General features: G+C 61.2%; 20 protein-coding genes. 17 read left to right on the plus strand and 3 right to left on the minus strand.

What is annotated here, in order from left to right:
* Nucleotides 1-301: 301 nt before the first annotated feature.
* The 11 genes from BW686_RS05770 (at nucleotide 302) to BW686_RS05820 (ending at nucleotide 14,586) form a co-directional block, all read left to right on the plus strand.
* Nucleotides 302-1,738 (plus strand): undecaprenyl-phosphate glucose phosphotransferase, encoded by a 1,437-nt coding sequence (locus tag BW686_RS05770; protein ID WP_084915265.1) that lies wholly within the window; start codon nucleotides 302-304, stop codon nucleotides 1,736-1,738.
* Complete coding sequence (locus BW686_RS05775) at nucleotides 1,738-3,195, plus strand: mannose-1-phosphate guanylyltransferase/mannose-6-phosphate isomerase (RefSeq protein ID WP_084915267.1); 1,458 nt, start codon at nucleotides 1,738-1,740, stop codon at nucleotides 3,193-3,195. Before BW686_RS05770 ends, BW686_RS05775 begins: the two co-directional genes overlap by 1 nt.
* A gap of 140 nt (nucleotides 3,196-3,335) precedes the next feature.
* Nucleotides 3,336-4,112, plus strand: coding sequence for a polysaccharide biosynthesis/export family protein (locus BW686_RS05780; protein ID WP_084915269.1), 777 nt, complete (start codon nucleotides 3,336-3,338; stop codon nucleotides 4,110-4,112).
* A gap of 17 nt (nucleotides 4,113-4,129) precedes the next feature.
* On the plus strand, nucleotides 4,130-6,121 hold the full coding sequence (locus tag BW686_RS05785) for a GumC family protein (protein ID WP_084915271.1): 1,992 nt from the start codon (nucleotides 4,130-4,132) through the stop codon (nucleotides 6,119-6,121).
* On the plus strand, nucleotides 6,121-7,299 hold the full coding sequence (locus tag BW686_RS05790) for a glycosyltransferase (RefSeq protein WP_084915273.1): 1,179 nt from the start codon (nucleotides 6,121-6,123) through the stop codon (nucleotides 7,297-7,299). The genes BW686_RS05785 and BW686_RS05790 overlap by 1 nt, the downstream gene beginning before the upstream one ends.
* Nucleotide 7,300: 1 nt before the next feature.
* The gene (locus BW686_RS05795) at nucleotides 7,301-8,611 is read left to right on the plus strand and encodes a cellulase family glycosylhydrolase (protein ID WP_084915275.1); all 1,311 of its coding nucleotides are present in this window, start codon (nucleotides 7,301-7,303) and stop codon (nucleotides 8,609-8,611) included.
* A 2-nt stretch (nucleotides 8,612-8,613) separates the two neighbouring features.
* Nucleotides 8,614-9,831, plus strand: a complete 1,218-nt coding sequence (locus BW686_RS05800) for a glycosyltransferase family 4 protein (protein ID WP_084915277.1) — start codon at nucleotides 8,614-8,616, stop codon at nucleotides 9,829-9,831.
* Entirely contained in the window at nucleotides 9,822-10,922 is a 1,101-nt protein-coding gene (locus tag BW686_RS05805) for a glycosyltransferase family 4 protein (protein ID WP_084915279.1), read from the plus strand. The genes BW686_RS05800 and BW686_RS05805 overlap by 10 nt, the downstream gene beginning before the upstream one ends.
* Nucleotides 10,922-12,337, plus strand: a complete 1,416-nt coding sequence (locus tag BW686_RS05810; protein WP_084915281.1) for an O-antigen ligase family protein — start codon at nucleotides 10,922-10,924, stop codon at nucleotides 12,335-12,337. Before BW686_RS05805 ends, BW686_RS05810 begins: the two co-directional genes overlap by 1 nt.
* On the plus strand, nucleotides 12,334-13,155 hold the full coding sequence (locus BW686_RS05815; protein ID WP_084915284.1) for an acyltransferase: 822 nt from the start codon (nucleotides 12,334-12,336) through the stop codon (nucleotides 13,153-13,155). Before BW686_RS05810 ends, BW686_RS05815 begins: the two co-directional genes overlap by 4 nt.
* Before the next feature lie 15 nt (nucleotides 13,156-13,170).
* Nucleotides 13,171-14,586 carry a lipid II flippase MurJ gene (locus BW686_RS05820; RefSeq protein WP_084915285.1) on the plus strand — a complete coding sequence of 472 codons (1,416 nt, stop codon included), beginning with the start codon at nucleotides 13,171-13,173 and terminating at the stop codon, nucleotides 14,584-14,586.
* Here BW686_RS05820 and BW686_RS05825 read toward each other — a convergent pair.
* Nucleotides 14,520-15,473 carry a LysR family transcriptional regulator gene (locus BW686_RS05825; RefSeq protein ID WP_084915288.1) on the minus strand — a complete coding sequence of 318 codons (954 nt, stop codon included), beginning with the start codon at nucleotides 15,471-15,473 and terminating at the stop codon, nucleotides 14,520-14,522. The genes BW686_RS05820 and BW686_RS05825 overlap by 67 nt on opposite strands.
* A gap of 127 nt (nucleotides 15,474-15,600) precedes the next feature.
* Here BW686_RS05825 and BW686_RS05830 point away from each other — a divergent pair, with 127 nt between their 5' ends.
* The 6 genes from BW686_RS05830 (at nucleotide 15,601) to BW686_RS05855 (ending at nucleotide 20,705) form a co-directional block, all read left to right on the plus strand.
* Entirely contained in the window at nucleotides 15,601-16,761 is a 1,161-nt protein-coding gene (locus BW686_RS05830; RefSeq protein ID WP_084915290.1) for a TDT family transporter, read from the plus strand.
* 64 nt (nucleotides 16,762-16,825) lie between these two features.
* Nucleotides 16,826-17,749 carry a hypothetical protein gene (locus tag BW686_RS05835; RefSeq protein WP_084915292.1) on the plus strand — a complete coding sequence of 308 codons (924 nt, stop codon included), beginning with the start codon at nucleotides 16,826-16,828 and terminating at the stop codon, nucleotides 17,747-17,749.
* Between the two features lie 90 nt (nucleotides 17,750-17,839).
* Entirely contained in the window at nucleotides 17,840-18,142 is a 303-nt protein-coding gene (locus tag BW686_RS05840) for a DUF7693 family protein (RefSeq protein WP_084915294.1), read from the plus strand.
* 230 nt (nucleotides 18,143-18,372) lie between these two features.
* Nucleotides 18,373-19,590: an aldose 1-epimerase family protein gene (locus tag BW686_RS05845; RefSeq protein ID WP_084915296.1), complete on the plus strand. Its 1,218-nt coding sequence runs from the start codon at nucleotides 18,373-18,375 to the stop codon at nucleotides 19,588-19,590.
* A gap of 168 nt (nucleotides 19,591-19,758) precedes the next feature.
* Nucleotides 19,759-20,436 (plus strand): type 1 glutamine amidotransferase domain-containing protein, encoded by a 678-nt coding sequence (locus BW686_RS05850; RefSeq protein WP_084915298.1) that lies wholly within the window; start codon nucleotides 19,759-19,761, stop codon nucleotides 20,434-20,436.
* A 119-nt stretch (nucleotides 20,437-20,555) separates the two neighbouring features.
* Complete coding sequence (locus tag BW686_RS05855) at nucleotides 20,556-20,705, plus strand: hypothetical protein (RefSeq protein ID WP_084915300.1); 150 nt, start codon at nucleotides 20,556-20,558, stop codon at nucleotides 20,703-20,705.
* A 65-nt stretch (nucleotides 20,706-20,770) separates the two neighbouring features.
* On the opposite strand, the gene BW686_RS05860 is transcribed toward BW686_RS05855, so the two are convergent.
* Together BW686_RS05860 and BW686_RS05865 are read right to left on the minus strand one after the other, a co-directional pair.
* Nucleotides 20,771-21,706, minus strand: a complete 936-nt coding sequence (locus BW686_RS05860; RefSeq protein ID WP_084915302.1) for a LysR family transcriptional regulator — start codon at nucleotides 21,704-21,706, stop codon at nucleotides 20,771-20,773.
* A gap of 111 nt (nucleotides 21,707-21,817) precedes the next feature.
* A complete protein-coding gene (locus tag BW686_RS05865) occupies nucleotides 21,818-23,023 on the minus strand; it encodes a cyanate transporter (protein ID WP_084915638.1) in 1,206 nt (401 codons plus the stop codon).
* Nucleotides 23,024-23,124: the final 101 nt, after the last annotated feature.

Below are 23,124 nucleotides of genomic sequence, written 5' to 3' on the forward strand. Positions count from 1 at the left end.
ACCGGGACCATTTTGTTACGGCATTATTTGTTTCATGAGCTTTACTGACAACATAACCATCCGTTTGAAGGGAGTTTCATCTACAAATCACTGAAAAGTCTTAAATAAAATTCGGAAACGGACGACATATCTAAAGTGATATTCACAAAAGACAGTCCGAATCCCTCATCGCAACCTCCGGCAACTGGCTAAGCTGGAGCAGTGATGGCAAAGAGATACTTATTTTGAAACTGCACGCATACCGTCGGAGTACGTACAGAATCAGCGGGATTCTGACGCCTACAGGGAGTAAGGGAGCTTTATGAGGTTGCAGCCAGTCGACAGTCTTTCGCTCACCCGTACCAGTCTGGTCGAATACTTTCTCTTCGGCATTCGACTGGCCCACGGCATCGCCTGCATTCTGCCAGGGCTGGTGATCATGCTGCTCATGAAGGACAGCGGCCTGGAAACGCCGCAGACCTACCTGACCATGCTGCTGTTTTTCGGGTGTGTCGGCGTGCTGGTGTTTCAGGCTATGGGGGTCTATTCGGAAGCCCTGTTCAGTAACGATTTACGCATGCGTGCCATGGCAATCGCCTGGACTGCCGCCTTCGGGCTGTTGCTGTTCATGCAGCAGGCGATGGGCCTGTTCGGCTATCTCTCCAATGAAGAACTGCTGATCTGGTACCTGACCAGCCTTGCGCTGTTCGGCGTCATTCGCCTGATGCTGCTGACACTGTTCAAACGTCAGATGCGCAAAGGCATCTTCCTGCAACACGCGGTGATTCTGGGCGCCACCGAGAACGGGCAACGTCTGGCCGAATACCTGCTTGAACATCAGGACATTCGCTCGGGCGTGACCGGTTTTATCGATGACCGCATCGGGCGTCTGCCCAAGACCGTGGCCAACCTTCCCATGCTGGGCAACACCAGCGATCTGGAGCGGCTGATTCGCGAAGAAAAAGTGACCCAGGTGCTGGTTGCCCTGCCCTGGACGGCGGAAAACCGCATGGACTACATCATCCGCGAACTGCGCAGGCTGCCGGTCAACGTGTTGCTGGTGCCAGACATGATTGCCTTCCGGCACACCCACAACCGCATCACCGAAGTTGCCCGGCTGCCGATGTTCAATGCCTCGGATGTGCCACTCAACGGTTGGTCGCCGTTCATCAAGCGGGCCGAAGATATTGTCCTGTCGTCGCTGGCCCTGCTGGCGCTGTCGCCGGTCATGCTGCTGGTCGCGCTGGCCATCAAGCTTGATTCGCCAGGGCCGGTGTTTTTCCGCCAGAAGCGTTATGGCTACAACAATCGCCTGATCGAAGTCTTCAAGTTCCGCTCCATGCACCAGCACCAGGCCGATGCCACGGCCGAGCAACAAACCACCCGTGGCGACGCGAGAATCACGCGGGTCGGGCGCTTCATTCGCAAGACCAGCCTTGATGAACTGCCGCAATTGTTCAACGTGGCGGCAGGCAGCATGTCGATGGTCGGGCCGCGTCCGCATGCGACGGCGACCAAAGCGGCTGGAATCCTGTTCGAGCAAGCGGTGAAGGAGTACACGTCGCGGCATCGCGTCAAACCCGGAATTACCGGGCTGGCGCAGATCAACGGCTATCGTGGTGAAACAGACACCGTGGAAAAAATCGAAAAACGCGTCGAGTTCGATCTTGAGTACATAGAAAACTGGTCCGTCTGGTTCGACCTGTACATCCTCATGCGCACTGTGCCTGCAGTGCTTTTCACACGCGAGGCTTACTGATGAGCACTCTCATTCCCTGCATCATTGCCGGTGGCTCCGGCACCCGCCTGTGGCCCGTCTCGCGGGAAGCCATGCCCAAGCCGTTCATGCGCCTTCCCGATGGCGAAAGCCTGCTGCAGAAGACATTTCTGCGCGCAGTCGGCCTGCCTGGAGTTGACCGCCTGCTGACGGTCACCAACCGCGAAGTGTATTTCCGCACGGTCGATGACTACAGGCAGTTGAACAAAGGCAAGGCACGCCTGGACTTCATTCTTGAACCGTTCGGCCGCAACACCGCCGCTGCGGTAGCGGCGGCGGCACTGCATGTCAGCCAGTTGTACGGCGACGATGCGCAATTGCTGGTGCTGCCCGCAGATCATCTGATTACCGACGTTGCGGCGTTCGCCCGCGCCGTGGCTGCGGCGCAGGCACTGGCGGCTGAAGGCTGGCTGGTCACGTTCGGCATTCTGCCCACGGCACCGGAGACCGGTTTCGGTTACATCGAGAAAGGCCCGGCACTCGGCGGCGACGCCTGTCAGGTCGCCCGCTTCGTCGAAAAACCCGACGCAATCACTGCCCAGGCTTATATCGATGGTGGTCTGCACTTCTGGAATGCCGGCATGTTCTGCATGCGCGCCGATGCGGTGCTGCGTGAACTTCGCACCCATGCCCCCGAGGTGCTCAACGCCGTCAGTGCCTGTCTGGCGTCAAGCCAGCGCAAGGAAGGCGAGCGTGAACTGCAGATCGAGCTGGACAGCGATTCGTTTGCGCTGACGCCCGACATCTCCATCGACTACGCGCTGATGGAGCGCTCCGACAAAGTGGCCGTGGTGCCCTGCCAATTGGGCTGGAGCGACATCGGTTCGTGGCAGGCCGTGCGCGAGCTGTCACCGGTCGACGCCCAGGGCAATTATTGCAACGGCGAAACCGTGCTGCATGACGTCACCAACTGCTACATCGATTCGCGCAAACGACTGGTGGGCGCTGTCGGCCTCGACAACCTGATCATTATCGACACCCCCGACGCGCTGTTGATTGCAGACGGCAATCGCAGTCAGGACGTCAAGATCATCGCTCAGGAACTCAAGCGCCAAGGCCATGATGCCTACCGGCTGCACCGCACAGTCACCCGCCCGTGGGGCACTTACACGGTGCTTGAAGAAGGCAAGCGCTTCAAGATCAAACGCATTGTGGTGCGCCCTCAGGCATCGCTGTCGTTGCAGATGCATCACCACCGCAGCGAACACTGGATCGTCGTCAGCGGCATGGCGACCGTGACCAACGGCGAGCGGGAATTCATGCTCGACACCAACGAATCGACGTTCATCAAACCGGGCTTCACCCACCGCCTGGTGAATCCGGGAGTCATCGACCTGGTGATGATCGAAGTCCAGAGCGGCGAATACCTGGGCGAGGACGACATTGTGCGCTTTACCGATATTTACGGCCGAGCGCCGGAAAAAGCCGTGAAAGGCTGAGCAACACTTTGAGCAACACTTGAAGGCCGTAACGATTAACTGGTTCTGAACCGCGACACACCAGAAAAGGCAGTACCCGCCACCATGAATTTATTACCCGTAAGGGAGCCGTATTTGTGCATGACAGGAGTTCAGGACCAATGCGCAGCCTGATGCTGATCGCCAGCCTATTACTGGTGAGTGCGTGCAACACCCCTTCAAGGGTGGGCTTGCCCGACGACCGTGCGCAAATCGAGGCCGGCCAGGCGGCCGGGCGGGCGCTGGCGGGCAAACCGCTGCCGCCGGAACGCATTCGCCCTGGCGACACGCTGCGCATTGTGCGCAACAGTGGCGAGGCACCGTCGATCTCGGCGTTCACGGCCAACTCCATCTATGAATTGACCCTGTTTCAGGTGCTCAACGACGGCACCTTTTCCTACCCGTACATCGGCACGGTGAAAGCAGCCGGTCTGACGCTCCAGCAGTTGAACGACCTTCTGGAAAGCAAGCTGCAGACGGTTTACCGCGAGACGGCGTTGACCATCAACATTTCCCAGTCGCCGGGCAACACGGTGTTCGTGGGCGGTGCCGTGCGCAACTCGGTCACGCTGCCGATCAACGTGGCCACCAATCTCAATCAGGCAATAATGGGGGCAGGCGGTGTCGCACTGGACGCAGATGCCGGCCAGGTGGCGCTGCTGCGCCAGGAAGAGAACGGGCTCTACAAGACCTACTTTTTCGACTACAGCAAGTTTCTCTGGGCAGAGGCCGGAGGCCCCACGGCACCGGTCCTGTTGAAACGCGGCGATATCGTGTTTGTTCCCAAATCAACGGTCGGCAACAAGGTTGACGGCGTCTCCCTGTACTTCAACCAGCTGATTCCCTTCGCGAAGTCGATCGGCCTGGGCATGAACTACGAGTTGCGCAACAACAATTAATTGTCAGGGAAACAGACATGATCAACATCCGCTCATTCCGCGACCTGCTGCGCCTGTTTTTCATCTTCAAGCGCGAAGTCAAGATTACCGTGCTGGCGACCTTCGTCATCATTCTGCTGGGCGCCTTTCTGCTGCCCAACCGCTACGAATCGACGGCCCTGCTGCTGGTCAAACCGGGCCGCGACAGCAGCACCGTGCCGATCGAATTGTCCGACCGCCAGGCCATCGTGATACCGAGCGGTCTGCGTGACCCGCTGCTCGACGAGGAACGCATGCTGAGCGGCCGGCCGATCATGCGTGCAGTGTCCGAGAAGTACCTGGCCGAGCTGTCGATGGCGCCACCTGAAACCGGCGTTCTGGCGTCGGTGAAGAACGGCATCAAGGCGGTGGTCGGCGGCGTCGTCAACGGCGTGCGCAGCGTCCTGCAATTTATCGGCCTGGTGGAACACCGCTCGCAGGCCGAGCGACTGGCCGAAGACCTGGAGAAGAACTTCAAGGTCCGCCATGAGCCGGGTTCCTCGGTGATGGAACTGACCTTCACCTGGAACGACCCCGCCACAGCACAGACTGTGCTCAAGACGTGGATCGAAGAATACCAGTCGCAGCGCACCAAAACCCTGGGCCGCGTCAGCCTGTACGCTTTCTATGAAGCGGAAGTGAAGACGACCGGCGAAAACATCATCGAGTACAAGAAGCAGATTCAGAACTACCTGAACCAGCTCAGCGCAGTTAGTATTTCCCAGCGTCTGGCCGACACCTCCCAGGGGCTCAACGATCTGCGCACCGAACGCAACAACACCACCCGCTCCATCGCCTCGACCAAGGCCGGCCTGGACCTGTTGAAAAAACAACTGGCCGAACAACCCAAGACTGTTTCAGCCGGGCGCGAGCTGGCGCTCAACCCCAATCGCCAGGACTTGCAGAACCGTATCAACGGCAAGGAAGTGGAGCGCCAGGAAATGCTCCGTTCGTTCAAGGAGCAGGCACCACCGATCCGGGCCATCAATGAGGAAATCGAGAACCTCAAGAAGCTGCTCAACGGCCAGGACGCGACCGTTCAGCGCTCCGAAAGCATCACGCCCAACCCGATTTACAACCGCATGCAGAACGTCTACGCCGATCAGCAGACCAGCTACGCGCGCCTGCAAACCCAGCTTGCCCAGCAAAACACGCAGATCGCCCAACTGGAAAGTGACCGCCAGCAGGCCTTGAACCTGGAACCGGAGCTTTCGCGCCTGCAGAACGAGCTGGACGCCGCTGAAAAGAGCTATGCGCTGTACAAGGACAGCCTGGAAAAATCACGCATCGACCGTGAGCTGGACAACAGCCAGATCAGCAACATCGCCACCATCGAAGACGCGACGTTCAACCCCAGCCGGGTCTTTCCGAAAAGCCTGCTGATGCTGCTTCTGGCGTTTCCGTTGAGCGTGGTGGTGGGTGCCCTGGCGCTGTACTTCTTTTACTTGCTGGATCAACGCATTCACGACGGCGACAAGATCGAAAGCAGCTTTGGCGTTCCGGTCTGGACCAGCCTGCCGGATCTGGAGCGCGCTCAGGAACGCAGCGCGGCGTTTACCTCCAATCTGCATCGGGTGTACGGCATCCTGCCGCTGGACCAGGTCGACGGGCAGGGTCTGACGCTGGGCTTTACGTCGGTCAAGTCCGGCGCGGGCGTGGGCTTTGTGATCGAGCGGCTGAGCACGTTGCTGACCGAACAGGGCCATCGGGTTCGTACCGAAGGCCGCGGCCCGGCCAGCCCCGGTGAAATCGTGCTGATCAACGCCTCGGCGCTGTCTGCCAATCAGGACGCCTTCGTCCTGCTGCGCAAGGCCGACCTGATCGTGCTGGTGGTGCGCGCCGAAGAAACCACCGTGCCGATGCTTGAGGACACACTGAACAACCTCAATACCGCCTTCAAGAAGGTCGACGGCATCATCGTCAACCGCCGTCGTTTCGAAGTGCCGGAGCGGGTTCTCAAGTTCCTCAAGCGGTTCGGGAGTCGAGGCTGATGCGAATCGCCCTGCTGGCACCGTTGCCACCCGAGCAGAACGGCATTGCTGATTATGCCGGGCATCTGCGCCAGGCGCTTGAAGGCCTCGGGTTGCAGGTCAGCACGCCGCTGCAAGGGGTCGGCAACGACCCGCGTGCGGCAGCGCAACGGGTGGCCGACACGGACTGGAGCGGCATCGATCTGGTTCACGCCGAACTGGGGGGAGGCAGACTGGCGGAGTTTCAGGCATTGCGCGCGCTGCGCAAACGCTTTCCGAAGCTGCCGCTGACCGCTACCGTCCACGACCCCGAACGGCTGGTCTGGCGCCGCGAGAAGCTCCCTTGGCCATTGTCGATGGCCAGCGGCATGCGCTCGCCTCTGCCGGAAATTGCGACGGTGCTGGCCGACCCGCTGTGCCTGCACGAAGAGCGGCAACTGGCGCGGCACATGACCCGCCTTGTCACCCTGACTCAGGCCGGCAGCCAGAGCCTGCGCCAGCGCATGGGCCTCACACCGGCGCAAATGGTGGTGATCAATCACGGCAACGTGGCCATCGAGCCGGCCCCATTGCCGCCCATGAAGCCGTTACGCCTGCTGTATTTCGGTTTCATTTATCGTGGCAAGGGCATCGAAGACCTGCTGGAGGCGCTGGCCGAGGTGTTCACCTCCCAGCCCGCACTGCGTTCAACGGTACGCCTGACCCTGGCGGGCGGCAGCGAACCGGAAATGGCGTTCGGCCCGTCCGGCAGTTACCTGGAGCAACTGCGCACGCGCATTCGCCATCTGGGGCTGGTCGACCTGATCGACTGGCAACTGGACCTGCCTGCCGAGCAGATTCCGCAGGTCATTCAGGCCCATCATGTGATGGTTCTGCCCTACCGCGAATCGAGCAAACTGAAGATTCTCGGCAAGCTGCGTGGCACCAGCGGCGCACTGTCGTGGGCGGTGGCCTGCGGCAGAGGCGTGATCACCTCGGATGCGCGCTCGTTTGCCGAAGAGGTCTCGCACGGTAACGGAACGATTTATCCTCAGGGCGACGTCGAAGGCCTTTCTGCCGCGCTGGCGCGAGTCTGCGCGTCGCCCGACCTGATCAGGCAATGGGCTGCAAGCGCCTCTGACATGGGCAAGGCCAGGGTCTGGAGTCACACCGCCGAACATTTCCGGGATGTTTTCCGCCAAGCCTGTGAGGAAACGTGACATGCAGCGTTCATCCAGATTCAAGGCCTTCACCCTCGCGCTGATAGCCGCCGCCTTCAGCGGTGTCACTCAGGCAGCAACGGTTCTGAACCCGCCCCGCGACGTTGTCTGGAAGGACTTCCTGGGTGTCAACGTACAGTTTCAGTACTTTGCGCCGGACATCTATCAGCAACAGATGAATCGTCTGGACGAACTGGGCCTGAACCGGGTGCGGCTGACCATTCACTGGCCGATCATCGAACCGCAAAAGGATCAGTACGCCCTGACCGAACTGGATGCGGCCATGTCGGCAATCAAGGCGCGTAACTACGACACGTTGGCGTACCTGGTCGGTTCGGCCTCGTTTGCCAGCAGCGCGCCGGCCGAGGCCCGGAGCCGCGACCAGTATCCGCCCAAGGATTTCAACGTCTTTGCCGCACGCATGACCGCCCTGGCCCAGCGTTATCCGCAGGTCAACACCTGGCAGGTCTGGAACGAGCCGAACATCATCTGGCTGCCCAAGGAAGACCCCGCCGCCTATGGCCGTTTGCTCACCACGACGGCCAATGCGATTCGCGCAGCCCTGCCGGACAAGGCCATCGCCACCGCAGGCATGGCCTATTACAGTCAGATGCACAGCACTTCCGGCTACATGCTGCAGACGCTGATCGACAATGGTTTGGGCCAACAGAATATCGTCGCTGCCTATCACCCCTATTCCGAGTACCCGGAAGGCGACTCGGTCGCGGACCGGGATTTTCTGGTGCGCGCCAACGCCATGAACACCCTGCTGCACAGCAATGGCGTAAAGCAGGTGTGGGCCACTGAATGGGGCTGGTCGAGCTATGCCGGCCCGGTGGAGATGCAGCACCTGATCGGCACTTCCGGCCAGGCCGATTACACGTTGCGGCGCCTGGCACTGATGAGCGCGATGGATTTTCAGCGCATCTTTCTTTTCAACCTGAGCGATCTCGACGAACGGGCCTCGGCCCGCGATCAAGGTTATGGGCTGCTGGACCTGCAAGCCGAGCCAAAACCGGTCTATACGGCACTGCAGAATTTCCTGAGAATTACCGGCCCTCGCCTGCAACCTGCGCAAATGCCGGAAGTGAGCCGGACACCGGGCGACCTCTATGCCGTGCCGTGGAGCAAGGACGATGGCACCCGCCTGCTGATGTTTTGGAGCGCCACCGGCACGTCGCTGAATTTTCCGGGCATCACCGATGCGGTCGTGCATGACCCGCTGACCGGCAGCCGCGCCCCGCTGTCAGGCAGCCAGGGCATCACGCTGCTGCTGAAGCCGACTCTGCAAATTCTGGAATGGAAACCCTGAGCATGCGAATTCTGTGGACGCTCCCTTACCTGCCGTGGCCGACCACCAGCGGCGGCAAGACCCGGGAATATCATCTGCTGCGCAACCTGGCCGCCAGAGGTCACCGCATTACCCTGCTGGTACAGTCCAAGACCGCGCTGGATGATGAATCGCGTTCTGCGCTCGAACCCTGGCTGGAGCGTCTGATCGTGATTGATCGCCGCCCGCTGCTCAGTCTGCGCACCCTGCTGGCCGTGGCGTTTTCGCCGGCGCCGATGCTCGCCAGCATCAACGGTTACGCCCCGACGCTGGAAAAGGCTTTCGAGCAACTGCTTGAGGAAGACTGGGACATTATCCAGTTGCAACACACGTATTCTTTTCAGCCCTTCGAACGCGCACTCAAACGCTCGGGCAAGCCGTTCGTGCTCACCGAGCACAATGTCGAGTCCGACCTGGGCGCTGCCAGCTACGACCGCCTGCCGCGCTGGGCCAGTGCCTTCGCCGTGTATGATCGCTGGCGCTATCGACGCTGGGAAACCCGCGTATTTCGCCAGACCGGCGAGTTGATCGCGGTCACCGAGAACGACGCCAAGGTGCTTTCGCGCCTGAGCGGCAGGGCCACGTCCTATGTCGTCAACAGTGTCGATTGCGGCTACTACGCCAGCGTGAAGGCCGACCGGAACAGCCATCGCCTGCTGTTCATCGGCAACTATGAATACGGCCCCAACGTCGACGCCATCGAATGGGCGCTGGACGAGATCATGCCCAAGGTATGGGCTCAGGCACCGCAAATACGCTTTGCCATCGGCGGTTTCGGTATGCCTGAAGCCTGGCGCGAGCGCTGGCCCGATCCGCGTATCGAATGGCTGGGTTTCGTGCCGGACCTGCGCGCGCTGCAGGCGACCGCCTCGCTGTTTTTCGCCCCCTTGCGCCAAGGGGGCGGCTCCAAGCTCAAGACGCTGGAAGCGATGGCGGCCGGGCTGCCGGTGGTGACCACCGCGCAAGGTGTCTCAGGGCTGTCGGTCACCAACGGCGAGCATTATCTGGGCAGCGAAGACGCTGCCGGACTGGCCACGCTGATCGTCGAATACGCCGACAAGCCGTTGCGGCTCGACCAGATCGGCGAGGCGGGCCGCGTTTACGTGCGTACCCGGCACGACTGGTCTGTTTCGGCGGCTCAACTGGAAGTGATCTACACCCGCTTTTCGCCCCCCAAGCAAGGATCGCGCTCATGCGTATAGGACTCGACTACCGCGCGGCCGCCGGTTACCCCACCAGCGGCATCGGCCGCCAGAATTTCGCCCTGGAGAAGGCTTTCCGCGAACATCCGGACGTGCAACTGCAATTGTTCGGCGTCGCGCCTTACGATCATCCCGTGCGCCGCCTGATGCATGCCCCGCGCTGGGCCACGCCGCTGGACTCGGTGCATCGCCTGCCGGACCGGGTGCGATTCGAAGGCGCGTACCTGCCTGGCGCCCTGCGCGATGCGGGGATCGAGGTCTACGTCGCGAACATCAACATGGGCCTGCCACTGGGCCGAAAACCGGCCGGCATGCGCTACGTGCTGCAATTGCACGACCTGTTCCAGCTGACTCAGCAGAACAATCACGGGTCACGCCTGAAAGCCCGGATTTACCGCTTCACCGATTACCTGTCGATTGTCTGGTCGCTCAGGGTCGCCGATCAGATCTGGGTGCCGTCGCAATTTACCGCCAACGAAGCGGCGCGCCTGTTCCCGCGCATCAAGGACAAGCTGCGGGTGGTGCCTTTGCTGGTGGAGCGCTTCGAAGGCGAACCGGCCGATGTCAGTCCGTTGCGATTACCCGCGCGTTATTGGCTGTGCGTGGGCACCCGCGAGCCGCGCAAGAATATCAAATGGTTCGTGGACGCCTGGCAGACGGCGCGCATGCAGTTCGTCGACACCCCGGAGCTGGTGCTGGTAGGTGGCGATGAGCCGTTGACCGAAGCCCAGCGTCAATTGCCGGGCCTGCATGTGCTGACCGGTCTCAGCGACGCCGAATTGCACGCGATCTACAAAAACGCCGAGCGGCTCTGGCAGCCGTCCCGAAGCGAAGGTTTCGGGCTGCCGGTGATCGAGGCGCTGAACGTGGGTACACCGGTCGCCGTGGCCACGGGTTCATCGCTGGACGAGGTCGCCCCGCCCGACAGCCCGCGCTTTTCGCCTGATGACAGCGGCAACCTGATCCGGCTGATGGGCACGCTGTCCCATGCACCGGAAGAGGACCCCGCCGTCGCGAGGGACTGGACGGCTCGCTATCAGTTGAAAGCGTTTTGCGAACGCGTACACGCCACGCTGGAGGAGCTGCGCTGATGCCATTGGCCATGCCCGTCGGGTTGCTGATCAGCCTGCTGTTCGGAGTAATGATCTGGCTGTTGCCGATACCTCTGGTACTGATGGCCGTCCTGGGAATCGCCGCGGTAGTGACCGTGATGCGCCGCCCGGTGCTCGGGCTGCTGCTGTTCGGTTTCATCGGGACCGTTCTGCCTTATTCCACGGTTCAGATCGGCATCCGGACCACGGTGTCCGAAGCGTTGATCATGCTGACCTGGGCCAGCTACCTGCTGCAGGGGGTTTTTCACGAACAACACAAAGTGCCCGCCATGCTCCGCACCGAACGGCTGCTGGTGGCGTTGATGCTGTTCAGTGCCTTTCCGTTTCTGGTCGGACAGTTGACCGTCATCGCCGAGGGCAACGGGCCGGTCAACTGGGTCCGCTGGCTGTTCAACCTGTCGATCCTGTTTCTGGTCCCGCGCCTGCTGACCGACCTCAAGACGCTGGAAAGCCTGGTCATTGCGCTGCTTGGCGGGACACTGCTGTTACTGCTGCTGTCGATCTCGCTCTATATCACCAAAGGCTCGGGAACGGCGATCATCCCGATTCTGGGCAGCCTGGGTTACAGCGGCGCCGATACCCTGAACGAAAGCCTGCAATCGTTTGCCAGCCGCATGGGCTCGCCGTGGATGCACCCCAACGTGGCGGGCGGCGCCTTGGCGATGTTGCTGCCTCTGGCGTTCTGTTTCGGCATGACCCGCAGCGGCGCGGCGCGCAAGCTGGGGCTGGCCGTGGCGGTGCTGGGCGCCATCGGCCTGCTGCTGACCGGATCACGCGGCGCGCTGGTAAGCCTGGTGGCGGTGATGCTGTGGATGGCGCGCAGGCGTGTCCCGCACCTTGGACGGCTGCTGATGGGCGGCATGATTGCCGGCGTCGTGCTGCTGATGTTCTATCCGCCGCTGCAAGAGCGGCTGATGGGCCTGTTCAGTCATGACGACGTCAGCACCGCGATTCGCTTCCTTGAATACAGCCACTTCCCGGACGCGATGGCGACCTTCCCGTTCGGTATCGGCTTCAAGACCGATCCGCCCGTGCTGGGCTATACACAATTCGGTATTTCCAACCTGTGGTTGAATTTCATCTACAAGATCGGACTGCCCGGCATGCTGCTGTTCATTGCCGTCACCGTCAGTTGGTGGAAAGAAGTGCGCCCCGAGGCGGGCGGAATCGTCCTGACCCACGATAACGCTATTGCGCTGGGGTGCATGATCGGCGTGCTGTCGGCGCTGTTCAGCGGCCTGTTTGACCACTATTTCAGTTTTACCAGCGTGCTGGCCGCCCTGTTCTGGCTGTTTGTCGGCATCAGCCTGCATGAAACCAGACGCCTGCGTGCCAACACCGCCAAGTCCCGTCGATACCCTGTTGCCTCACCCGAGCCGGAAACCTCCGTATGAAACATCGCATGCTGCATTCGCACAACCTCAGAGAGGCGTTGCCCGACTACGCCCGCAAGATGGCTGTGCCACTTGAAGAGCTCGAAGCCGCCTACCAGTGGATGCTCGACAACGAAGTGTGCTTCGAGACGCGCATCAAGGAGCGAACCCTGTCGTTCATCTGCTACCTGGACATCGAACCGCGAATAGAGAACCCGCTGGCACGACGCTTCTACAAGCTGTTGGCCAGTGAAACCCTCGGCGCGCTGATTCCGCTTTACGGGATCAACTGGCCGACCCTGCGGGACCGCATGCTGCGCACCTGGGAGCAGGCTTACAACATCCTGATCTGCAAGATCCCCAGCCACACCCTGCGCCTGCTCTGGCTGCGCATCGGTGGCGCGAAGATCGGCAAGGGTTCGACCGTCTGGCGCAACACCGAGGTGCTGGGCGTCGACAGCCTGCGCATCGGCAACGACACCACGGTGGGCTGGCACTGCCAGCTGGATGCACGCGGCGGGCTGGTCATCGGCGACCATGTCACCATCGCCTCGCATGTGTTGATCATCGCCGGTGGCCACGACCTCAACGAACCCGAGTTCTGGGCCGTTGGCGGGCCGGTGCTGATTGGCGACTACGCGTGGATCTGCAGCCGTGCCCTGCTCTCGTTCGGTGCTGACATCGGCGAGGGCGCGGTGGTCGGCGGCAACAGCGTGGTGTCCAAACCTGTCGCGCCCTACACAATTGTCAGTGGCCCGAATGCCGAGGTCAAAGGCGAGCGTGCCCGCCACCTCAATTACAAGGTGGGCGGCAAAGGCCTGTTCACCTTGTTCCACTGATCAGCGGCGCCCGCAATGCTGGGTTCGACACTCTGGCTGACACTGGCCACCCTCACCGGCCTGGCAGCCGGTTTCGCCCGTGAGTGGCTACTGGTGGCGGCCTGGGGGGCTGGCAGCCAGAGCGATGCGTTTCTGGTCTCGATGTTCCTGCCCGAAGCGCTGCGCATGTCGCTGGCCGCAGGTTTGCTCAGCGCGGCCGCATTGCCGCTGTATCAGCAGCGCTCGACCGAGCGGCAGCAACGCTGGCTGGGAGGAATGACCCCACGCCTGCTGCTGACTGGGGTGGCGCTGAGCCTTGTGCTGGCGGCGGGCGCCGGCCTGCTGGTGCGTTTGATCGGGCCGGGGCTGGATGCCGAGGGCTACGCCCAGGCTGCCAGCGGGCTGCACTGGCTGGCCTGGTGTGCGCCCGGCTTTCTGCTGCACGCGCTGTTCTGTGTCCCTTTGCAGGCCCGTTCGCGGTTTGTGCTGGCCGGGTCGGGTTCATTGCTGTTCAACCTGCCGCCGGTGATCTATCTCGCCACGCTGGGTCATGCGTCCACGTCTGTCGGCGTGGCCAGCGCCTGTGTGCTGGGCAGCGTGCTGATGCCGAGCGTGTTGATCCCCACGCTGTACCGTTCAGGCTGGCGACCCTGGCAGTGGCAACCGGAAGCCGGTGCAGTGCGCGAATTGTTGCAACGCATCGGGCCACTGCTGAGCAGTAACCTGGCGAGTCAGGGCCTGGCTTTGCTTGAACGGATGGTGGCTTCGTTGCTGGGGGAAGGCGCGGTAACCTGGGTCAATCTCGCGCGCAAGCTGATCAACCTGCCGCTGATTGCCTTGATGAGCCTGAATCAGGTGCTGCTCGGGCTGATGAGCGGCAGCGCGGGCGATCAACGCCTGTCACTGCTGAGGCGCGGGCTGGGCAGTGCCACCTTGCTGACACTGCCGGCCGTGGCCGGCCTGATCGGAGCAGCGGGCGCCCTGATGGCCCTTTTGCTGCCCGATCAGACCCACGACGGTCCGTTGCCGGGCCTGCTGGCGTGGTTTGCCGTGCCGCTGATGTTCGGCGCCTGGAACGCGTTGCTCGCACGCTATGCCTACGCAGCCGGTGACACTCGGTTGCCACTCAACTGCGAACTGATCGGCAGCCTGTGCAACGCGGTGTTGCTCGGGGCCTTGCCGTTTGCGTTCGGCCTGACCGGCATCGCCCTCGCTGCACTGGGCGGCGCGTTGGTCACCGGCCTGCTGCTGATGCGACGCCAGTCGTTGCTGAAGGTCTTGCCCTGGCGCAGTCATTGGCTGCTGGCCAGCCTGTTGATGGCCGTCGCCGCCCTGTTGCTGCACCCGTTGCAGGACACCTGGTTGCAGCTCGGCTTGAGCTGCCTTTATGGCGCGATGTTGCTGGCCGGTCTGGCGTTGTGGCTCAAGCCGTGGCGCGACGCCGACGTCTGATCGGCAGCCTGCCGGCAGGTCTCCCTGAAACGTTCCAGGCTCGGCGAGATGAACTTGTCGCGGTGCCTGATCATGAAGAATCGCCGGTTCAACGGCGGCAGCGGGCTGGGCAGCGTCTGCAATTGCCCGCTCGCCAGCAGATCAGCCACCACCCGCCTGGACAGGCAACTGATGCCGATGCCCTGAGCGAGGGTGCGCTTTATCGCCTCGGAGCTGCCCATCTGGCGCATGTCTTTCAAATCATGCAGGTGCCTGAGCAGCAAATGCTCGACCTCCTCCCGTGTACCGGAGCCCGGTTCGCGCAACAGCCATTCCGCGCGCTGCAATTCACCCAGCGACACCTGCGTCTGCCGGGCCAGCGGGTGAGTACTGCCCGCCACGATGACCATTTCATCGACACTCCACGGCTCGGCAATCAACTCCGGCAGATGGCACGGCGCTTCGATCAACCCCATGTCGATCTCGAACTGCGCGACCTTGCGGGCAATCGACGCGCTATTGCCGATGTCCACGTCCACCCGCAACAGCGGTGCCGATGTGCGTAGCGCGCCGATAATCAGCGGCAGCTCGTAGTTGCCGATGGTGCTACTGCTGCCGATTCTCAGACGCGCGTTCAAGCTGGCATCGGGCAGCAGAAAGCTGTCTTCGATCTGCTGGGCGCTTTCCAGCATGGTCATGGCACGGGGCAGCAATGTCTGACCGCTGTCATTAAGGACCAGCCGTTTGCCGACCCGGTCGAACAACCGCGTACCCAGCGCGCTTTCCAGCTCATTGAGAGCCGCACTCGTGGCTGACTGTGACAATGACAGCGCCTGGCCCGCGCTGGTGGTGCTGCCATGCCGGGTGATGGCGCAGAAAATCTGCAATTGACGCAGGTTGAGCCTCAAGGCCGAACTCCACTGTGGATAGACTTACCTGAAATACAGGTAACAAGAAGCGAGATTACCCGTTTAGAGAATTTATTGCCGAACCTTAGACTGAATGCCTGACCGCAATCACCCGCAGGAGAACACCATGAACCGGCTCGCAATCGTCCTCAAAGGTCACGCACCCCTCGGCGCCCTGGCGAGCCCGCGCGAAGCCATCCGGCAGTTCACCCCCAACTGGTTCGCCGTCACAATGGGCACCGGCATTCTTTCATTGGCACTGGCGCAACTGCCGGGGAGTCCGGCCCTGTTGCATGAGGTGGGTGAGGCGCTGTGGTTCCTCAATATCGGCCTGTTTATCCTGTTCAGCGTGATGTACGCCAGTCGCTGGCTGCTGTTCTTCGACGAGGCCCGTCAGGTATTCGGGCATTCAACGGTCTCGATGTTTTTCGGCACGATTCCCATGGGCCTGGCGACCCTCATCAGCGGCTTGCTGGTCTACGGGCCGGCGCGCTGGGGCGATGCAATCGTTCCGGTTGCCGAAGCCCTGTGGTGGCTGGATGTCGCGATGGCCCTGGCCTGCGGCGTGCTGATTCCGTTCATGATGTTCACCCGCCAGGAACACAGCATCGAAAAAATGACCGCCGTATGGCTTTTGCCAGTGGTGGCCGCGGAAGTTGCAGCGGCCTGCGGTGGCTTGCTGACCCCGCAGCTTGCCGCCGCAGATTCGCAGTTCAAGGTGCTGATCACCAGCTACGTGCTGTGGGCCTACTCGGTGCCTGTCGCGTTGAGCATTCTGGTGATCCTGCTGTTGCGACTGGCCTTGCACAAACTGCCGCATGAAAGCATGGCTGCGTCGAGCTGGCTGGCGCTTGGCCCGATCGGCACGGGCGCGTTGGGCATGCTGGTGATGAGCAGTGATGCGCCGGCCGTCTTCGCCGCACACGGCCTGGCGTCGGTCGGCACGGTGGCGGCGGGCATCGGTGTGATTGCCGGTATGCTTTTCTGGGGGCTGGGCCTGTGGTGGATGGCGTTGGCGGTGCTGATCACGGCGCGCTATTTCAAGCAAGGCCTGGCATTCAATCTGGGCTGGTGGGCCTTTACCTTTCCACTCGGGGTGTACGCGCTGGCGACGCTCAAACTGGGCGCGACCCTGCAATTGGGCTTTTTCGACGGATTGGGCATGGGGCTGGTCGTTGTGCTGGCCGTGATGTGGCTGATCGTCTCCGTGCAGACCCTGGCAGGCGCCTGGCAAGGGCATCTGTTCGTTTCGCCCTGTATTGCGTCGAGAGGGTGTGCCCGTCGGTGAATCCCCTTGAACTTACATTCATCGCGAGGCGCCTGAGGTAGACACCTTCTGACAGAGAGTATTCATGCCTACCTCAGCCCTTGCCGACAATTACGGCGCCCGTGACCAGAACATCGTCATCAATTCCTACACCACCGTGTTGCGCAGGAACGGCGTCCCCCACGAGTTGTTCGCCACTTACTGGCGCGACGTTCACGGCCCGCTGTGCGCCCGTCTTCCCGGACTGGGCTGGTACGTCCAGCACCATCTGACCCGCGAAAAGGACGGCCATCTGTGGCCCGTCATCGAGGGCGTCGAACCGTTGGCGGGGTACGTACTGGACGGCGGTGTGGAAATCGGATTTCTGTCGGCCGAGGACCAGAAGCAATTCAAGGACGCCAGCTCCCTTCTGTTTACCGACGAGCAGAACATGTTCGAGGAAACCATCGCCTACGACGTGCCGGACGGCTCAAGCACGCTGGTGGATCGCCTGCCCGATCCGGTTCCCAACGAAACCGCCACGCAGGACAAGATGCACCTGCACTTCCACCTGGCCAGCGATAACCTGCCCGCTGCACGCGAAGCAGTCGCCCGGCTCGCACGCGAAATGGCCGCTTCAGAGGCGGTGCTCAAGCTGCGCCTGCACCTGGCCGAACCCTATGACAACGCCCAGCCAGCACCGCCAGCGCCCGATGTCGATCATGAGGTCGAGGCAGCGCGTCTGACTGTCGTCATGATGGAAGTGGTATTCGAGTCGGCCTGGACCCGCCGCACCTACTACGCCAGCGAGTCTTTCAAGGCAATCACTCAAGGCCTCAGCACACATGTGCGCCACATCACGCCGTTTGGCGTCAGCGGTGTCTACACCTACGTGCGCGACGCGACCATGACCGATGCCGGGGTTCGCGGCAGCCGGCCGGCGCAACTGATCCGCCAACTGGGGGCGATCAACCAGACGCGTCCGGAGATCGAACGCCTGTTTGGTGCAGCGTCAGCGTCAGCGTCCTGAGGCCGACCCCCCGTCTGATCCGGATACTCATGGACCGCGCCTCATTCGGATTCGTGCTTTACTCAGCGAAATTCCGAATGCGTGAAGCCCATGAAAGCGTTGACCACTCGCGAGGTGTACCAGCAACTGCGGGATGCTGCAATGGGCGTGCGAGCGTTGCAGCGTGCTGACCGGTTTTCGCAAGACGGGCTGCAGCAGGTGACCATCGACGGCTGGCTGCTGACGCTTGAAGTCAGCAGCAGCGGCCCGACTCGCTGCCTCTATTGCCGGGGCCCTGATGGCCGGGAAGGCTCGTTCGAAAGCTGGCTGCGCACCGACCCGGTGAGTTTGCTCAGCGCCTGGGAACTTGCGCAGATCGTGCGACTGCTGGGCGAGGCAGGCAAGGTAACTTGAGAGGCCACGGCCACCCTCGCACCGCGCGCGCATCCCGCCGGCTCTCTTGTCAGTGCCTGAAGCCACCACCGAAAAGCACCTGGGTGTAAAACCCGGAAATACCGCTCCACAGCCGCCATTATTTTGGCTAGACTCAAGCGATTGCTGAATCGTTTAACCGGGCTGTTGGCTCCGGTTTGCACGAGCTCTGCAACACCATAATTCCAATAATTTCCAGAAGGACCCTCGCCATGAAATCCCTTCCCCTGCTTGTAGGCCTCGGCGCGTTGACTGCCGCTTCCAGTGTGTTCGCCTGGGATTACGTGCTGCTCGACACCGACAAGGCTGCGCAGAATCAGCAGATCACCAGCCAGCAATTGGGCGTCAAGACGGACAAGCCGTTCACCATCACCCTGCGCACGCTGCATGGCGGTCGGCAGGAAGGCGTGAGCATTATCGATATCGATAACGGCACGATGAAGCTGTCGGTGGTGCCGACCCGCGGCATGAACGTGCTGCAAGCGTCGGTGGGCGATGTGCGCATGGGTTGGGATTCACCGGTCAAGGATGTGGTGAACCCGGCGTTCATCGAGCTCAACGGGCGTGGCGGGCTGGGCTGGCTAGAGGGCTTCAATGAGCTGGTCACCCGTTGCGGTTACGAGTGGGTGGGCCATCCGGGCATGGACAACGGCGAGCTGCTGACCCTGCACGGTCGCGCAGCCAACATTCCGGCCAGCAAGGTGACGCTGCATGTCGACGAAAAACCGCCGTATGCCATCCGCCTCAAGGGTGAGCTGAAGGAACAGGCGTTCAAGAAAGTCGATTTCTCGGTGCAGACCGAACTGGTCACCGAGCCGGGCAGCACAAGCTTCTCGCTCAACGATACGCTGACCAACAACGGCGACTATCCGAAGGAATATCAGGCGCTGTACCACAGCAATTTCAGTACACCCTTCCTGGAACAAGGCGCGCGCTTCGAGGCGCCGGTCAAACAGGTCTCGCCGTTCAACGAGAAGGCCAAGGGCGACCTGGGCGACTGGCAGACCTACCGCGGACCGACGCCGGACTATGACGAAACGGTCTACAACATCGTGCCTTACGGCGATGCCAAAGGCGACACCGTTACCGTGCTGCACAACAAGGCCGGCAGCCTGGGCGTAGCCGTCGGCTTCAATACCAAGCAACTGCCGGTGTTTTCGCTGTGGAAAAACACGGACACCAAAGGCCAGGGTTACGTGACCGGGCTGGAGCCAGGCACCAGTTTTTCCTATAACCGCCGCTTCCAGCGTCCGCTGAATCTGGTGCCGATCATTGCACCGAAAGAGCAACGTCAGTTCCAGATCAGCTACAGCCTGCTGGCTGACAAGGGTGCCGTCGACAAGGCGCTCGGGCAGATCAAGACCATTCAGGACGGTCGCGAGACTGAAGTACGAAAAGAACCGCTGGTTGACCTGACCAAAGAGCAATGAGCCTGACCTGAAGCGTTTTCAGCGCCGCTTCTGAAGCAAGGCCGGGTTTTGACGTCAGCCGTGACGTCGAAACCCGGCCTTGCTTCGTTCAGGTTGTAAAAAATTCTGACAACACTTGAGATTTTCGCCTGTCTACTCCTTCTCAACCCTTCAAAGACGAGCATGAATATGAAAATCCTGATGGTTTTGACGTCCCATGACCAACTGGGCGACACCGGCAAGAAAACCGGTTTCTGGCTCGAAGAGTTTGCAGCACCGTATTACGTGTTCAAAGATGCAGGCGCCGAAGTCACCCTGGTGTCGCCTGCTGGCGGTCAACCGCCGCTTGACCCGAAAAGTGATGAACCTGACGCACAGACCCCTGAAACCGAGCGTTTCGCCAAAGATGCCGATGCTCAGAAATTGCTGGCCAATACCGGCCTGCTCTCTGAGGTCAATGCTGCCGATTTCGACGCCGTGTTCTATCCGGGCGGTCATGGTCCGCTGTGGGACTTGGCAAAAGACACGCACTCCATTGCCCTGATCGAAGCATTCGCCAAGGCTGACAAGCCTCATGGCCTGGTGTGCCACGCACCCGGCGTTCTGCGTGAAGTCAAAGCAAAAAATGGCGAAGCGCTGGTCAAGGGTCGTCGCGTTACCGGTTTTGCCAACACGGAAGAAGAAGCGGTTGGCCTGACTGACGTCGTGCCTTTTCTGGTTGAAGATGTCCTCAAAGAACTGGGCGGCACCTACTCCAAAGGTGATGACTGGGGCGTTCACGTGATGACCGACGGCAAACTGGTCACCGGGCAGAATCCGGCCAGCTCCGCGCAGGCAGCCAAAGACGTGCTGACCTTGTTGAGCTGACCCGTTTGACGGGGTTCGGTGCCTGAAAACACGGCACCGGACCGCGCGTCATATAAATCGAATCTTGCTGATCCCCCACTGACCAATATTCAGACAGCCTACCTATCTGGAGAACGGTCATGAAAGATGAATCCAAACGCGAAGACCTCGATCACAAGCCGGAAAACGCCGGCAAAGTGGGCGAAAAGAACAAAGAACTCAATCAGCAGGGTGAACAACCCCGGCCTGCTACCTCACCTGATCCGCAGAACGACAAGTCCGGTAACTGAGCTTCTGTCGCCCGTCACCCGTTCTGACCTCTCCGAAATACGAGACTGAAAAGGGTGTGGCAGGCTCAGAGCAAGCCGCGCTCGGCGCACACCTTCACAATCTGCTCGCGCAGCCAGCCACTGGCTTCCTCTTGATCCGCCTGCGCGCTCCACACCATGTCCAGGCTGAAACCGGGCAGGTCCGGTGGCAGCTCGAAGACCGACACCCACGGTTCGTTACCCAACAGCGTTTGAATACGCCGCGGCAGAACCAGAATGAAATCGGTGCCTTCCAATAGTTGCAGGGCCGCCCGGTAACTGTTGGCGCGCGCGACAATATCGCGTTCCAGCCCCTGACGCTGCAGCCAGCCGTCAACCATATTGGTGTCGGACGTCCAGGGTGTCGGGTACACGTGGCGCCGTCGGGTAAAGGTTGCCGTGTCGATCTGTGCATCCTGCGGGGCGAATTGCGAGTCCATGACGCAGACCAGATCATCTTCCAGCAGAACCTGTGAAATCAGGCCATCAGGCACGCGGTGAAAGCCCGGGCCAAAACACAAGGCGAGATCGACGCGGCCATCGTTCAACGGCTCGGTTGGCAGGTGTTTGTCCAGTTTCTGCACATTGACCGTCACCGAGAAACCGGCAGCAGCAAAGTCACGCAGCAGATGCGGTAAGACCAACAGCTCGAAATATTCGGGAGCACAGACGTTGAAGGTGGTCTGCCGACGGGTCGGATCAAACAGCTTCAGCCCGTCGTGGCATATATTGACGGCCTGCAGGATCTGCTGCACGTGGCTGTGCATGGCCAACGCCTTGCGGGTCGGGCGCATGCCGTTGCGGGTGCTGATGAACAGGTCGTCCTCGAAATTGGCGCGCAGCTTTTTCAGGCAGTAACTGACCGTCGACTGGCTGACATGCAACGCTTCGGCAACGAGTGTCAGATTGCGCTGCTCATACACCGAGACAAAGACCATCAGGTCCTGCATGTCCAGCTTTCTCAGGGCATTACTGTTGAGCATGGAGGCATCTCGCTGGCGCTGCGACCGGACGATCAGGTCTGCGCGAGCAAGATAGCATCAAAATGCAATCAGGCCGTCCCCTCGCGCACGATTTCCGGATTGTTCCGGGCTTCACGCAGAGGCTGATCCACGCAGATGCTGATCATAGTGCCGTGGGTCCAGCCGAACCACTATCAACAGCATGATTGCGACCAATGCCATGAGCGACCACCACGCCCCGGCGAAACTGCCGGTCAGGTCACGGATCATGCCGGCGAACAATGGCGACAGGCTGGCGATCAGATAGCCGACGCCTTGCACGAAAGCGGTGAGGCTGCCTGCCTGCTGCGGATCGTCGACATGGTCCATCGTCACGATGAGGCTCATCGGGAACAGCCCGCCGATGCCCAGCCCCAACAGACCGGTCCATAGCAGGCTGAATGATTGCGGCATCAGGATCAGCCCGACAAAACCGATGATCATCAGCCCCAGCAGAACAGCCAGCACCATGCGCCTGTCGCGGCTGCAGTTTGCCAGTGCCGGTGCCAGCAAGCCCGAGACGACTTCCATCACGGTCAGAAAACCCAGCAACAGCCCGGCGCCCTGCTCGCTCCAGCCGTTTTCCAGGTAATACGGGGCCAGCCAGGCCAGTACGCAGGTATAGGAAGCCGTGCCGAGACCAAAGAAAACGCCCAGCGTCCAGGCCCGAGGCAAACGCGAAAACGCTCGTTGCGGTGTGGGCTTTGCAACGCTCGCCGTATCGGCCTGCAGCAGGGCTCGCTGAGCGAACCAGACGCCCAGCGCCAGCAACGCCAGTAATGCCCACACGGCGAGAGCGATTCGCCAACTGCCACTGCGCGCCAACACCAGCGGGCCAAGCGATGCGGCCAAGGCGGCTCCGCCCATGATCGCTGTCACATAAAGCCCCATGCACAGCGAGACATTGGCCTTGAAACGCGATTTGATCAACGCGGGCATCAGCGCCTGAATCATGGCAATACCGAGGCCTGCCAGCACAGCGCTGAGAATCAGTTCGGCGGCGGAATCGACCAACAGGCGCGCCAGGGTTGCCACGCCGATCAGCGCCAGTGACAGCATGACGCTGCGCTGCGAACCCAGTCGACGGACAATCCCCATGCCGAAAAACATCGCCAGGCCCATCGCCATGACCGGCAGCATGGTCAGCAACGAGGCGGTTCCAAAACCCAGCGGCACGTCGAGACGAATCGCCGCCAGCAATGGGCCGATTGCGGCCATTGACGGGCGCAGGTTGAACGCCACCAGCACCACGCTGAGCATCAACCCTGCATTCTGAACCGTCGAGTTCCGCACTTGCATACCGCCACCTTCGCTGTAGGAAGCCGCCATTAGACGGAGCCTGCACACAGGTGACAAATCGAAATATAGGCAACGCTATCGAGAAATCAGTTCAGCCATAC

Origin of the sequence: Pseudomonas syringae (assembly GCF_002157375.1) — a bacterium.
Lineage (GTDB): Bacteria > Pseudomonadota > Gammaproteobacteria > Pseudomonadales > Pseudomonadaceae > Aquipseudomonas > Aquipseudomonas syringae_T.